Annotated in this window: 10 protein-coding genes; 7 read left to right on the top strand and 3 right to left on the bottom strand. The window is 68.6% G+C overall.

What is annotated here, in order from left to right:
- Window positions 1–68 precede the first annotated feature (68 nt).
- Genes ABH933_RS10900 through ABH933_RS10890 form a run of 3 tightly spaced genes read right to left on the bottom strand, consistent with a single transcriptional unit; the run spans window position 69 to window position 4797 of the window.
- On the bottom strand, window positions 69–1484 hold the full coding sequence (locus tag ABH933_RS10900; RefSeq protein ID WP_429416695.1) for a phytoene desaturase family protein: 1416 nt from the start codon (window positions 1482–1484) through the stop codon (window positions 69–71).
- Window positions 1481–3301: a DUF3556 domain-containing protein gene (locus tag ABH933_RS10895; protein WP_429416692.1), complete on the bottom strand. Its 1821-nt coding sequence runs from the start codon at window positions 3299–3301 to the stop codon at window positions 1481–1483. The genes ABH933_RS10900 and ABH933_RS10895 overlap by 4 nt, the downstream gene beginning before the upstream one ends.
- 35 nt (window positions 3302–3336) lie before the next feature.
- Window positions 3337–4797 (bottom strand): class I adenylate-forming enzyme family protein, encoded by a 1461-nt coding sequence (locus ABH933_RS10890; protein WP_429416689.1) that lies wholly within the window; start codon window positions 4795–4797, stop codon window positions 3337–3339.
- Window positions 4798–4958: 161 nt separating this feature from the next.
- On the opposite strand from ABH933_RS10890, the gene ABH933_RS10885 reads away from it, so the two are divergent.
- The 7 genes from ABH933_RS10885 (at window position 4959) to ABH933_RS10855 (ending at window position 13967) form a co-directional block, all read left to right on the top strand.
- Window positions 4959–6236 carry a PucR family transcriptional regulator gene (locus ABH933_RS10885; protein WP_429416686.1) on the top strand — a complete coding sequence of 426 codons (1278 nt, stop codon included), beginning with the start codon at window positions 4959–4961 and terminating at the stop codon, window positions 6234–6236.
- Window positions 6237–6321: 85 nt separating this feature from the next.
- Complete coding sequence (locus ABH933_RS10880) at window positions 6322–7494, top strand: PucR family transcriptional regulator (protein ID WP_429416683.1); 1173 nt, start codon at window positions 6322–6324, stop codon at window positions 7492–7494.
- A gap of 146 nt (window positions 7495–7640) precedes the next feature.
- Window positions 7641–9350: a PHA/PHB synthase family protein gene (locus ABH933_RS10875; RefSeq protein WP_429416680.1), complete on the top strand. Its 1710-nt coding sequence runs from the start codon at window positions 7641–7643 to the stop codon at window positions 9348–9350.
- A 10-nt stretch (window positions 9351–9360) separates the two neighbouring features.
- Complete coding sequence (locus ABH933_RS10870; RefSeq protein ID WP_429416678.1) at window positions 9361–9813, top strand: MaoC family dehydratase; 453 nt, start codon at window positions 9361–9363, stop codon at window positions 9811–9813.
- Window positions 9810–10631, top strand: coding sequence for an alpha/beta fold hydrolase (locus tag ABH933_RS10865; RefSeq protein ID WP_429416675.1), 822 nt, complete (start codon window positions 9810–9812; stop codon window positions 10629–10631). Before ABH933_RS10870 ends, ABH933_RS10865 begins: the two co-directional genes overlap by 4 nt.
- A gap of 141 nt (window positions 10632–10772) precedes the next feature.
- A complete protein-coding gene (locus tag ABH933_RS10860; RefSeq protein ID WP_429416672.1) occupies window positions 10773–11963 on the top strand; it encodes an acyl-CoA dehydrogenase family protein in 1191 nt (396 codons plus the stop codon).
- A gap of 36 nt (window positions 11964–11999) precedes the next feature.
- A complete protein-coding gene (locus ABH933_RS10855) occupies window positions 12000–13967 on the top strand; it encodes an acyl CoA:acetate/3-ketoacid CoA transferase (RefSeq protein WP_429416669.1) in 1968 nt (655 codons plus the stop codon).
- Window positions 13968–14055 lie beyond the last annotated feature (88 nt).

Genomic DNA, 14055 nt, shown 5'->3' with positions numbered 1-14055 from the left:
CACCGGGGCCCCGTGAGGTCGCGCGGGGGCCCGGTCGGTGGCGTTGGCGCTGCCGCGTTGGGCCCCGGTCATCGTCCGAGGTCGCGCAGGGCCCGGTCGGCGGCGTTGGCCCCACACATGCCGTGGGCGCCGGGGCCCGGCGGTGTGGCGGCGGAGCAGATGTACATACCGGGCACCCCTATTGTATAGGGAGACAAGGTAATGCGTGGACCGAAGACCAGCTGCCGGATGTCCTTGGAGCCGGTCATGATGTCGCCGCCGGTGAAGTTGGGGTTGTAGGCCGCGAGCTCGGTTGTGGTGCGGACCGACCTGCCGATGACGCGATCCCGGAATCCGGGGGCGAACTGTTCGATCCGGGCGATGATCGCCTCCGTGGCGTCGCCCGTATACCCGTGCGGGACATGGGCATAGGCCCACACCGGGTGAATATCGCCCACCGAGCGCTGCGGATCGGCCAGGTACTGCTGGCCGATCAGCACGAAGGGGCGCTCCGGCAGGCGCCCGGCGTGGGTGTCGCGCTCGGCGGCGGCGATTTCGGCGTACGGCCCGCCGAGGTGGACGGTTCCGGCGCGGCGGGCCTCCGGATTGGTCCACGGGACCCCCTCGGCCACCGCGAAATCGACTTTGAATGCCCCCGGACCGCGCCGGAAGTTCCGGTAGGCGTGGGCGATTCGGGCCGGAAGACGGTCGCGGAGGAGCTCGGCGACCGCTTCGGGAGCCAGGTCGAGCATGGTGATGTCCGCGGTCGGCAGCTGAGTGTGGGTGCTCACCCGGACGCCGGTCTCGATCTTGCCGCCCAGGTCCGCCAGCAATGCCGCGAGTGCCAGGGTGATCGCGTGCGAACCGCCGGCGGCGACGGGCCACCCGTGCCGATGCCCCGCGGTCAGAATGCCCATGCCGATCGCCGAGGTCATCGGCAGGTGCAGCGGCCGGAAGGCATGGGCCGCAACGCCTCCGAACAGGGCCCGCGCCTCCGGCGTGCGGAAGGTGCGGGCCAGCGCGGAGGCGGGCAGGGGCGTGGGTGCGCCGAAACGCGCCAGGGTCAGCGGGTGCCGGGGCAGATGCAGCAGCGGATACAGGATGTCCTCGGCCAGGGCGTCGTAACGCTCGGAGGGTCTGCCGAACAACAGCTTCCAGCGATCCCCATCGCGACCCAGCCCGGCCGCGGTGCGTTCGACCGAGCGGTGCAGCACCCCGGCGCGCCCATCCTCCAGCGGGTGGACGCAGTCTATGTCCGGTGTGCGCCAGGACAATCCGTACCGCTCGAGGTCGAGCCCGGCCAGGAAGGGGGAGCCCACGGCCATCGGATGGGTTGCCGCACACCGGTCGTGCAACAGCCCGGGCACGATGCCCTCGACCGTGCGGGTACCGCCGCCGATCTCGGTGTCGGCCTCGAGGACCGTGACCCGGACGCCCGCCCGGGCCAGGGCCACGGCGGCGGCGAGTCCGTTGGGCCCGCCGCCGACGACGGTCGCGGTGGTCATGCCAGCGCTCCGTGTCCGTGTTCCCGCTCGTCGCGGGCGTCGGCCGGGGCGACGGGTGCGCCGTCTGGCGCGGTCCACGTGACGGCCAGGGGGATCGGGCCGTCCGGCAGCCAGGGCTGCGCGTCCACGGCATCGGCGACCGACCAGGTGCCGCGCTCGACGACGCCCAGCGCCGCGTCGATGACCTGATAGTGCTGCACCCGGCTGCCCCACGCCTGCGATTCGACCCAGACCACCACCGCCTCGCCCGGTTCGAAGCGGGCCTCGCGCTGCACGGCGGCGATGAAGCTCGCGTCGTGCAGATGACCGTCGCCGAAGTTGAAACCGATCAGCGAATTGCACAGGAATTCGCCCTCGCGCACGGTGCGGGTGTCGATATCGGGCAGGTTCTTCAGCAGCACCGAGAACAGTCCGCGGCCCTGGCTGTGCATCGTGCGCCAGGCGATGACCTGCTGCATCGTGATCTCGGCCCACTGCGGTTCGTAACCGAATTCGACGAACTGGTCGACCTGGTTTCTCGCGGTGCGTGTCACCCTATCCAGTTTGCCCTCCGCACCGGGCGCGAAAGCCCAGACCGCCGAGGCCCAGTTTCCCGCGTACTGGCGCATGGACGGCAGGAACGAGACCTTGTCCGGACGGAAGTTGCCCAGGATCGGGAAGAACAGCAGTCCGGCGATCAGCACCAGCGCAAGCCACGGCGAGGAGATGTCGAACAGTCCGTAGCCGCCCTGATTCGGGAATCCCAGGAACAGGAACATCGAGGCGTAGGCGAACAGCACGTTCCACTCCAGCGGCACCGCCAGCGGGAAGGTGGACACGATGAACAGGTGGAACACCACCATCACGGCCACCGCCAGCACCGTGAGCCAGTGATTGCGCGAGAACAGCAGCGCCAGCGGAACGATGATCTCTACGGTGGTGCCGCCGGCGTGCGCCATCAGGTCCGCGATCCGGGACGGGCGCAGATCCCGCGGGAAATCGCGGTAGTGTGCGCGCTTGAGCAAGGTGAAGGGCACCGAGGGGCTGTTGCTGACCATGGGCGGCACCACGAGCGAGAAGTGCTTGCCGAACTTGGACACCCCCGCGCCCACCCACACCACGACGATGAGCAGCTTCAGCGCGATGATCATGTCGATGAAAGGCAGTGCGGCGGAGAAGAACAGCGCGGGCAGATACTGCTCGCCGCGCGCGCCGAGGAATATCGTCTTGTCCCGCACGCCGTTCAGGATCAGCAGCACGATCGGTGCGATCAGCAGCGCCGGATTCACCAGCCCGGAGGTGTTGCCCGGGACCGCGGATGACAGCGAATCACTGTGCACGCCAGGGGAGAACAGCGCAACAGCGACGCTCACCAGCAACGCGGCATACAGCGTGATGTCGAACCAGGTGCGCCGATCGCCCGCGGTGAGCGGCACCCACTTCCAGGGCCGCAGCCGGATGGTGCCGGGCCGCGCCCAGAACAGGATGCCGCCGGTCATCGGTTTCACCTTGCCCGCCAGCGGTCCCCACGATCCGGCGATGCCGATGCTCTCCAGCAGCACCGTCCACAGGATCGCCTTCTGATAGACGATCGGCTGGTTCCACCACTGGGTCACGTGCCAGAAGGCGGGCAGGTGCGAGGTGGTCGTCGCGACGACCGCGCCGCCGAGGGCGTACAGCACAATCAGTTTCAGGATGTAGATCGTGTGCACCATGCGCGGGGAGCCGAAGCCGTGTTCGACCCAGTGGGTGGCCAGGATCCGCATTCGCTCCATGAGCGGCAGCCGCAGGAAGGTCTCCGGTTCGACCGCGGGCAGATCGGGTTTCGTGAAGCCCATGGTATTTTCTCCTTCTCTATCGATAGTGCTGGGAATCAACGTGTTTCGGCATCGAGCAGCCGCAGCGCGGGCTTGTCGATCTTGCCGACGGCGTTCTTGGGTAGCTGATCGAGAACCCGGATCGACACCGGCAGTTTGTATTTCGCCAATCCGGTCCGGGCGTGGTCGCGGATCGCGTCGGCGTCCAGCGCCGAATCGGCGGTGAGGGCGACGAACAGGATCGGCTGCTCGCCGTAGACGGGATCGGGCCGCCCGATCACCGCGGCCTCGGCGACCTCGGGCAGCTGGTAGACGACGGTTTCGATCTCCTTGGGGTAGATGTTCTCCCCGCCGCGGATGATCATGTCCTTGGCCCGGTCCACCAGGGTCAGGTAGCCCTCCGCGTCGAGGCGTCCGATATCGCCGGTGTGCAGCCACCCGTCCGCGACGGTCGCGGCGGTCTCCTCGGGCCGATTGAGGTAGCCGCGCATGATGTTCGGGCCCGAGACCAGCACTTCGCCGCTCTCACCCGGGACGGCCTCGGAGCCGTCGTCGGCCAGGATGCGGATGCGCTGACCGGGCAGCGGCAGCCCGACCGTGCCCGGTTTCCGTTCTCCGGCAAGGGGATTGATGGTGCTGGCGCAGGTGCTCTCGGACAATCCGTAACCCTCGATGACCGGAATGCCGTAGCGTCCTTCGAATTCGGCGAGCAGGCCCACACTTGCGGGGGCGGCGCCGCAGATTGCGAAGCGCACCGATGACGTATCCGGGCGCACCGTCGCGGGCAGATCGGCGAGCATCCGGTAGATGGTCGGGACCGCGGAAAAGTAGGTGGCGCGGGCCTTCTCGATCCGCGGGAAGAATCCGGCCGCCTCGAACCGCCCCGCCACCGTAGTGCGCCCACCCGTCAGCAGCGGCGAGAGCACCCCGACCACGATTCCGTTGACGTGGAACAGCGGCAGTATCAGCAGGCTGTGGTCCGCCTCGGTCAGCTCCAGCGCGGCGATGATCATGCCGCACATGGCGATCAAGTTGGCGTGATCGAGCATCACGCCTTTGGGCCGCCCGGTGGTTCCGCTGGTGTAGATCAGCAGCGCCAGCGCATCGGTTTGCACCGGCACAGGGTCTTCGCCCGCCTCGAGAGGTCCGGAGCGCAACCGGTCCACCGGCAGCACCGCGCCCACCTGCCCGTCGAACGGCCGGTCGGTGATCAGCATCTTCGCGCCCGCGTCGTTCGCCTGATAGGCGATCTCGTCGGTGGTGAGCGAGGGATTCACCGGTGTGACGCCCGCACCCAGGCGCCAGGCGGCGAAGAGCGCTACCACCAGGTCCGCGGTGTTGGGCAGCAGGACCGCCACCACGTCGCCGGTCCCGATGCCCGCACCGCGCAGCGTCGCAGCGGCCCGTCCCACGGCCGTGTGGAATCCGGCGTTGTCGAGGTCGACGCGGTCGTCGGCGAGGGCGGGGGCGTGCGGATCGCGGGCGGCCCTGCGGTCCGGTAACGAGGGAAGATTCATCGGGGAGGTCCTTTGCCGGGTGAAAAAGTGATGGCGAACACCGTAGAAATCACCGGTCCGCGAGCCACCGTCGCGCGTGAACGAACTTCGGCCCGGTACTTGTCGCCGGAGAACAAGGCAAACGGCCCGCCGTCGCGGGTTACCGGCACTACCGTGGGGGTATGACGGTTGCGCGGCGCGACGGCGACGTCGCGGTGGGCCGCTACATCGAGGCGATCGCTGCCCGGATGAATGCCAGGGTGACGCAGGTCAGCGCGGCCATCCAGGCCGCCCTGGAAGACGACATCATCGATCTGCGCGGCGACGCGCGCACCGCCGAACTCCTGGGCGCGAGCGTCGAGGCCAATGTCGACACCCTGTTGCACGCGCTGCGCCACGACCTGCCCGTCGAGCGCATCCAGGCGCCCGCGGCGGCCGTCGAGTACGCCAGACGCCTTGCCCAGCAGGGTGTTCCGGTACACGCGCTGGTGCGGGCCTATCGGCTGGGGCAGCGCCGGCTCACCGAGATGGTGTTCGCCGAATTGCACGAGATGGCGATTCCGCCCGGTGATCGGATCTCCGCGATCGAGCGGATCACCGCGATCGTGTTCGAGTACATCGACCGCATCACCGAGCAGGTCGTGGTCATCTACGACGACGAGCGGGAACGGTGGCTGGAGACCCGCAACAGCCTGCGCGCGCTGCGCGTGCGCGAACTGCTGACTACCCGCAAGGCCGTGGACGCCGACGAGACCTCCACCGTGATCCGGTATCCGCTGCGCTGGCACCACATCGCGCTGGTGCTGTGGTATTCCGACGCCGGGGACGGTGAGATTCCCCGGCTGCAGCAGTTCGTCCGCGAGCTGGCCCAGGAGCTGGCCACCGACGCGAATCCGCTGTTCGTCGCCGCCGATCCGGCCTGCGCGTGGGCGTGGCTGCCCTATCGCGCGGCGCCGCCCGATCCGGCGCCGGTGCTGCGGGCCCGCGCCGCGTCATCGCCCGCCGCGCCCGGGATCGCGATCGGCCGGGCCGGATCCGGGGTCGCGGGCTTTCGCCGCTCGCACCGGCAGGCCGGGCAGGCGCAGGCCGTGGCGGCGGCCGGGGGCATGGCGAATCCCGTTGTGGCCGCGTCGGATCCGGGCTTGGCCGCGGCCGCGCTGCTGGGCGACGATCTCGCCGAGACCCGCGAATGGGTGGGCGAGACGCTGGGCGAGCTGGCCCGCGACACCGACAACGACGCGCGCCTGCGCGAGACGCTGCGGGTGTTTCTGCGCACCGGATCGAGCTACAAGGCGGCCGCGGAGGAACTGGATCTGCATTTCAACTCCGTGAAGTACCGGGTCGGGCGCGCGGTCGCCCGGCGCGGGCGGCCGATCGCGCAGGATCGGCTCGACGTCGAGCTCGCGCTGCTGGTGTGTCATTGGTACGGTCCGGTGGTGTTGCGCCCGGATCCGTCCTGACGTGCCCTTTCGGCGACAATGAGGCGCCGACTTTTCGTCTCCTCGAGACAATGGCAGCCGCCCGTCACCGTCCTACCGTGCTCTCATGGACAACAGCGGACACGATATCGCAGCGGCGGCGCGGACCCTTGGCGGTCGCGTCGATCAGCTGGCCGTGGAGCTGGCTCGGGCGATCGGCAAAGAGGTGGTCTACTACGGCACGTCGGCGGTGGTGCCGTTCGACGTGCTGGTCGCGGTGGTCACCGAGCACCTGCGCGTTGTGCTCGACGGGCTGATCACGGGCGTGGATTTCGACATCGACCCGGCCGCCGCGGTGGGTGCCGAGCGCGCCCGCGAGGACATTCCACTGGCCGCGGTGCTCGAGGCGTACCGGATCGGATTCTACCGCCTCTGGGAGGCGCTGCTGGGCGCCGCGACGGGCGCCGACGGTGAGACGATGCGCTCGCTGACCGCGAAAGTGATTGCCGCGCAAGGGCTCTATACCGATGCCGCGGCGTCCGGCTATCGCCGCGAGCAGACCCGGCGGATCGAGCGCGACACCGACACGCGCAGCGCGCTCATGGACGCGCTGCTGCACGGACGGCTGTTCGAGCGATGGAGCGTATGGGAGGCCGCGGACTACCTGCGCCTGCCAGCGACCGGCCCGTTCGTGGTCGTGGCCGCGCGGGCGCCCGCGCCCGGGGCCGAGGCGCTGCCGGAGATCGAACCCAAACTCCGCAGCCTGGACGTGTTCTCGGCCTGGTGGGAGCTGCCCGAACTGACCATCGGCATCCTGAGTTTCCGCACCGAGCAGCAGCTGACGAATGCGCTGGCCCTGCTCTCGCGCACCGCGACCGCCCGGATCGGGGTGAGTTCTCGCTTCGACGATCTGCGCGAGACCCCCGTGGCGCTGCGGTACGCGCGGATCACCGCGGGCGGGCGCGCCGAACCCGATGCCCTGGTCTCGGTCTTCGACGGCTCGATCCTCGGCATCGCCGCCGTGAGCGCCCCCGAGATCACGACCAAACTGGTTGCGCCGCTGTTCGATTCCTTCGACGAGGTCGCGCAGGAGGAGCGGGAGGTGCTGTTCGAGACCTTCCGGGTCTGGGTGGCCACCGGCGGATCCCTGCGCGCCACCGGCGAATTGCTGTTCTGCCACCCCAACACCGTGCGCTACCGGTTGCACCGCATCGAGGAACGCACCGGCAGGTCGTTGTCGCGGCCCCGGGACCTGGCCGAGCTCTGTTTCGCCTTCGAGGTGTACCGGCGGCTGCTGTGAACCTCGCCCCCGTTGTCCCGTCGCACACCGTCGTGCCGACGAGATTGTCCGCCACCACATCGACTCCGAGCTCGTCAGGCAAAACCATGGAGATCAATGGGCGGATCTCGAACGACCCGATGTCCGATCACAGGAGTAGTGAGCACATGGCGACGAAAACCGAAAACACCGACGACATGCTGGGGGCCGACGAACTGGCCGCCCCGCTGGATCTGCTACTGACCGGCTCGGCCGTGGGCATCGGGCGCCGCCTGATGCCCAACAACTCCTGGGGCCGGCTGGCGCTCGAGCTGGCCCGCCGTCCGGGAGTGGTCGGCACCCGGGTCTCGGCGCTGGGCCGGGAGCTGGTGGACATCGCGCGGGGCCAGTCACAGGTCGCCCCGGCCAGGTCGGACAAGCGCTTCGCCGATCCCGCCTGGCAGGGCAATCCGCTGCTGCGGCGCGCGATGCAGGCCTATCTGGCCGCCGGCGACACCGCGGAAACCCTGCTCACGGACGCCCAGCTGGACTGGCGCGACGAAGAGTGGATGCGGTTCGTCGTGGACAACGCGATCGATGCGCTGGCCCCGACCAACAATCCGCTGCTCAATCCGGTCGCCTGGAAGGCCGCTATCGACACCGGCGGCTCGAGCATGGTGCAGGGGGTGCGGCACTTCCTCGGCGACATGGCCGGGGCGCCGCGGATTCCGGCGATGGTGGAGGCGAACGCGTTCACGGTGGGGGAGAACGTGGCCGTCACGGCGGGGTCGGTGGTGCTGCGCACCGAGGCCTTCGAGCTCATCCAGTACCAGCCGAGCACCGAGCAGGTGCGCACCGTGCCGCTGCTGATGGTGCCGCCGGTGATCAACAAGTTCTATGTCATGGACATCGCGCCCGGGCGCAGCATGATCGAGTATTTCCTGTCCCAGGGGCAGCAGGTGTTCGCCATGTCGTGGCGTAATCCCGATGCCGCGCAGCGGGATTGGGGATTCGACACCTACGGCGGAGCCATCCTCGACGCCCTGGCCGCGGTGCAGCGCATCACCGGCTCCGAGCGCACCCACCTGCAGGCCTCGTGCTCCGGCGGCATTCTCGCGGCCATGACCGCGGCCCATCTCGCGGCGATCGGACAGGAGCAGCGGCTGGCCAGCCTGACGCTCATGGTGACGGTGCTGGATCAATCCCACGCGGGTTTCGCCGACGCCGTCCTGGACGAGGAGACCGCGCACCTGGCCATCGCGGCGTCGGCGCGCAAGGGCTATCTGGACGGCGCGGCCCTGGCGGAGATGTTCGCCTGGCTGCGGCCCAACGACCTGGTGTGGCGGTACTGGGTCAACAACTATCTGCAGGGTCGCCAACCCGCCCCGTTCGACGTGCTGTTCTGGAACGCCGACGCCACCCGCATGACCGCCGCCCTGCACCGCGACATGGTCATGCTGGGGCTGCACAACGCGCTGACGGTCCCGGACGCGGCGAGCATGCTCGGCACGCCGGTGGATCTGTCGCGGGTGAGCGTGGACAGCTACGTGGTCGCCGGGCTGACCGACCACATCTCGCCGTGGCAGGCGTGCTACCGCAGCGCCCGGCTGCTGGGCAGCAAGGACTCGCGATTCGTGCTGTCCACCAGCGGGCACATCGCCGCACTGGTGAACCCGCCCGGAAATCCCAAGTCCGCCTACCGCATCGGCGCCACCGACGAGGCAGATCCGGGCGCCTGGGCGGATTCGGCGGCGCAGCACCAGGGTTCGTGGTGGACCGACTTCACCGACTGGCTCGGCGAGCGCAGCGGCCCGATGCGCGATGCCCCGGCCGCCCTCGGGCTCCCCGAGCTGCCGCCGCTGGCTCCCGCGCCCGGCACCTACGTCCTGGCTCACTGAAAGGACCATCATGACAACACAATTGGATACACCGGCCGATCTGATCGGCATGGCCGGACGGCAGCTCGGCACGACCGACTGGATCGAGATCACCCAGCAGCAGGTAGAACTGTTCGCCGACGCGACCGGCGATCATCAATGGATACATACCGATCCGGCGCGGGCCGCGCACGGGCCGTTCCACGGCACCATTGCACACGGGTACCTGACCCTGTCGCTGGCGCCGGTGGCGATCGCCGACGTGCTCGAGATCAAGGAGCTCACCGCCGCGCTCAACTACGGCCTGAACCGGGTCCGCTTCCCTGCGCCGGTGCCGGTGGGCTCGAAGATCCGCGCGGTGGTGACGCTGAATACCGCCCAGCAGAAGACATCCGGGGTGGAGGCCGCATTCGGCCTGACCTACGAGATCGACGGCGGCACGCGGCCGGCGTGCGTCGCGGACGTGGTGGTGCTGTATCCATGAGTGATTCGCTGCCCGACAACGCCGTCGAGCGGCGCCTGGTACCGGTACTGGGACAGCAGATCCGGGTGGACGTCCGATGGGGGGAGGGCGTTCCGCTGGTGCTGTGCAACGGGATCGGCGCCGCCCTCGAGGTGTTCGATCCGCTGATCGCGGCGCTGCGCCCCGACACCACGGTGGTGCGATTCGACGTGCCCGGCACCGGGGGATCTCCGGATTCGCCACTGCCGTACGGATTCCCGTATCTGGCCGCGGTGCTGCGCGGGGTGCTGCGCAAGCTGGGCATCTTCGGGAAGGTCGATGTGCTGGGCCTGTCCTGGGGTGGTGCGCTGGCCCAGCAGTTCGCCTTCCAATATCCGATGCGCTGCCGCCGGCTCATCCTGGTCTCGACCGGCACCGGCGTGCTGATGATTCCCGGCCGGCCCGCCGCACTGCTGAAAATGCTGACCCCGCAACGCTTCCTGGACCACCACTACGCCGCGCGGATCGCCGGCGAACTGTACGGCGGCAGCGTTCGCGAGGATGCGACGATCGTCGAGCGGCTGTTCGACCGGCAGCTGATGGCGGGCTCACGCGTGGGCTACGTGCATCAGCTGCTGGCCGGATCGGTGTGGACGAGCCTGTTCGCGCTGCCGCTGATCCGCCAGCGCACGCTCATCGTGGCCGGAACCGACGACCCGATCATTCCGATCGCCAATGCCCGCGTCATGGCCCGGCTGCTGCCGCACGCCACCGTGCACCTGCACCCGGGCGGTCACGTCGATCTGATCGTCAACGCCGCCGCGCTCGCCCCGGTGATCGAGGCCTTCCGGCGCGAGTAGTGACGGTGGACGTGCTGTGAGACAACAGATCAGGGGGTTCGTTGTCCGCGAACACATTGTCGGAGCTCGGCGGGGCGCGCACTCTGACTATGAGTGATGTGAGTCACAAGTCCTGCCGAAACTTCGCGCTGGGAGGCCGAAATGGATCTTCAGATCGGTGTCGCCGATGCACTCGGAACCGACTATTTCTTCTTGAAGGAACGCCTCACACCGGCCCAGGTCGATGTCCTGCTGCGCACGCGCGAATTCGTCGCGAAACAGGTCCGGCCGGTCATCAACGACTATTGGGAGCGCGCCGAATTTCCCTTCCCGCTGGTGGAAAAGCTCAGCGAGGTCGGCATCATCGGCGACGGCATCGTCGGCTACGGCTGCCCGGACATGGATCCGATCTCGGTCGGCCTGGCCTACATGGAACTGAGCCGCGGCGACGGCAGCATCGGCACCTTCGCCGGAGTGCAGGCCGGGCTGGCGATGCAGTCCATCGCCCAGTGCGGCTCGGAGGAGCAGAAGCAGCGGTGGCTGCCGGATATGGCGCGGCTGCGCAAGATCGGGGCGTTCGCGCTGACCGAACCCGAACACGGCTCCGATTCCATCGGGCTCGAGACCAGTGCCCGCCGCGAGGGCGAGGAGTACGTCATCGACGGCGCAAAGAAATGGATCGGCAACGGCAGCATCGCCGATGTGATCGTGGTGTGGGCGCGCGACACCGAGGACGGTCAGGTCAAGGGCTTTCTGGTGGAGAAGGGCACGCCCGGCTATCACGCGGAGGTCATCACCGGCAAGGGTGCGCTGCGCGCGGTGTGGCAGGCGCAGATTCAACTCGAGGGCGTGCGGGTTCCGGCGCAGAACCGGCTGTCCGGGGCGAATTCGTTCAAGGACTGCGCCGAGGTGCTCGTGGGCACCCGCAGCGCGTGCGCGTGGATGGCCCTGGGCCACGCGCTCGCCGGGTTCGACACCGCGCTGACCTACACCAAGCGGCGGGAGCAATTCGGAAAACCGCTGGCCGCCTTCCAGATCGTGCAGGACCGCCTGGTGAAGATGCTCGCCGACGTCACCGCCATGCAGCTGTACTGCCTGCAGATCGGCACGCTCGCCACCGAGGGCCGCCTGCAGCCGACCCTGGCCGGGCTGGCCAAGATGCACAACACGAGTACCGCGCGCAAGGTCCTGCACGTCGCGCGGGACATGCTGGGCGGCAACGGAATCCTGCTGGACTACCAGGTCATGCGGCACATGGCCGACGTCGAGGCGGTGCACACCTTCGAGGGCACCGAAACCATGCAGACCCTGATCGTGGGCCGCGACATCACCGGCATCGGCGCGTTCGTCTGAGTCGATCTGCCGGACAGCATATTTCCAGGAGTACCGATGCCCGCACTTGCCGATTTCCCGTCCGCGCCGACCTCCCGCGACAAGGTCGTCACCGCCGCCGAGGCCGTCCGCCTGATCCGCGACGGCGATTCGGTCGCCATCGAGGGATTCGGGGGACAGTGCTTCCCCGAGGAGCTCACCATCGCGCTCGAACAGCGCTTCCTGGAGTCCGGATCGCCTCGGGGGCTCGGGATCATTTTCACTGTGGCCCAGGGGGATCGTCGTGGTCGGGGGCTGGACCGGATCTGTCATCCGGGGCTGATCGATCGCGCCGTCGGCGGGCACTGGGGCATGAGCCCCGGCATCCAGAAGCTGGCCGTGGGCAACGAGATCGCCGCGCACAATCTGCCGCAGGGCGTGCTGTCCCAGCTGTTCCGCGACACCGCGGCCGGGAAACCGGGCCTGCTCACCCATGTCGGGCTGGGTACGTTCGTGGACCCGCGCTTCGGCGGCGGCAAAGTGAACGAGCGCACCACCGAGGACCTGGTCGAGCTGATCACCCTGGGCGGCAAGGAGTTCCTGTTCTACAAGGCGCTGCCGCTGGACGTGGCGCTGCTTCGGGGCACCACCGCCGACCCCGACGGCAACATCACCATGGAACGCGAGGCGCTGACCCTCGAGGTGCTGTCCATCGCGACCGCCGTGCACAATGCGGGCGGGCTGGTGATCGTTCAGGTGGAGCGGCTCGCGGACGCGGGCTCGCTCAGCCCGCGCGAGGTGAAAATTCCTGGGGTGCTGGTGGATTGCGTCGTGCTGGCCGAGCGGGACCATCACTGGCAGACCTTCGGGACGCCGTACTCGCCCGCGTACAGCGGCGAGCTGCGCCGGGTCCCGCTGCACCAGCTGCGTCCGCTGCCGCTCACCGAGCGCAAACTGATCGCCCGGCGCGCGGCCCTGGAGCTGCGTGCCAACAGCGTGGTCAACCTCGGCGTCGGCATGCCCGAGGGCGTTGCCGCGGTGGCGACCGAGGAGCGGATCGTCGACTACCTCACCCTTACCGCCGAACCCGGGGTGATCGGCGGAATGCCCGCCGGGGGAGCCGATTTCGGTGTCGCGGTGAACGCGCAGGCCGTGCTGGATCAGCCTTACCAGTTCGACTTCTACGACGGCGGGGGGCTGGACGCGGCGTTCCTCGGGATGGCGCAGTCCGATCGGGACGGCAATGTCAATGTCAGCCGATTCGGCGCCCGGCTCGCAGGCTCGGGTGGATTCATCAATATCAGCCAGAACGCGAAACAGGTGCTGTTCCTGGGCACCTTCCTCGCGCCGAGCCGCACGACGGTGGTGGACGGCCGCCTGATCGTCGATCAGGAACCCGCCGCGGCGAAGTTCGTCGAGGCGGTCGAGCAGCGCACCTTCAGCGGGGCCCAGGCGCTGCGCACGGGCCACCCGGTGCTCTACATCACCGACCGGTGCGTGTTCCGCCTGACCGCGGACGGGCTGCAGCTCACCGAGATCGCTCCGGGCATCGATATCGAGCGGGACATCCTCGCGCACATGCCCTTCAAGCCGATCATCGACGGCGACCCGGCCGTCATGGACGCGCGCATCCTCGCTCCGGAGCCGATGGGACTGAAGGATCAGCTCCTGTCGGTACCGATGGCGGCCCGCATGTCCTACGACGCCGCACGCAACGTCTTCTTTCTGAATATGGAGGGCCTGGCGCCGTCCACACCCGCGGAGGTCGAAACCCTTCGTGCCGCAATCGAATCCCGGCTTGCCGCAGTCGGGCGAAAGGTCCACCTGGTCGCGAACTACGACAACTTCACGCTCCCCGACCATCTGCGCGACCTCTATGCGCACTCGATACAGGACTTTGCCGACCGTTTCTATCTGTCTGTAAGTCGATACAGCACAAGCTCGTTCATGCGTCTGAAGCTGCATGACCACTTGGCGAGCCGGGGTGTGGCGCCGCACATCTACGAGAACCGCGCCGAGGCCTTGGCGAACCTCGGCGCGGAATGACGCATCGGTCGAGTGTGCTGCGCTCGGCCGGCCGGTGGAGTCGTCGCCGGATCGCCGCGGTATGTGCGCGCCGTCGCTACATCTGCAC

This window comes from Nocardia sp. GP40 (assembly GCF_050434125.1).
Classification (GTDB): Bacteria; Actinomycetota; Actinomycetes; order Mycobacteriales; family Mycobacteriaceae; genus Nocardia; species Nocardia albiluteola.
This window is presented reverse-complemented; position numbering and strand designations above follow the sequence as displayed.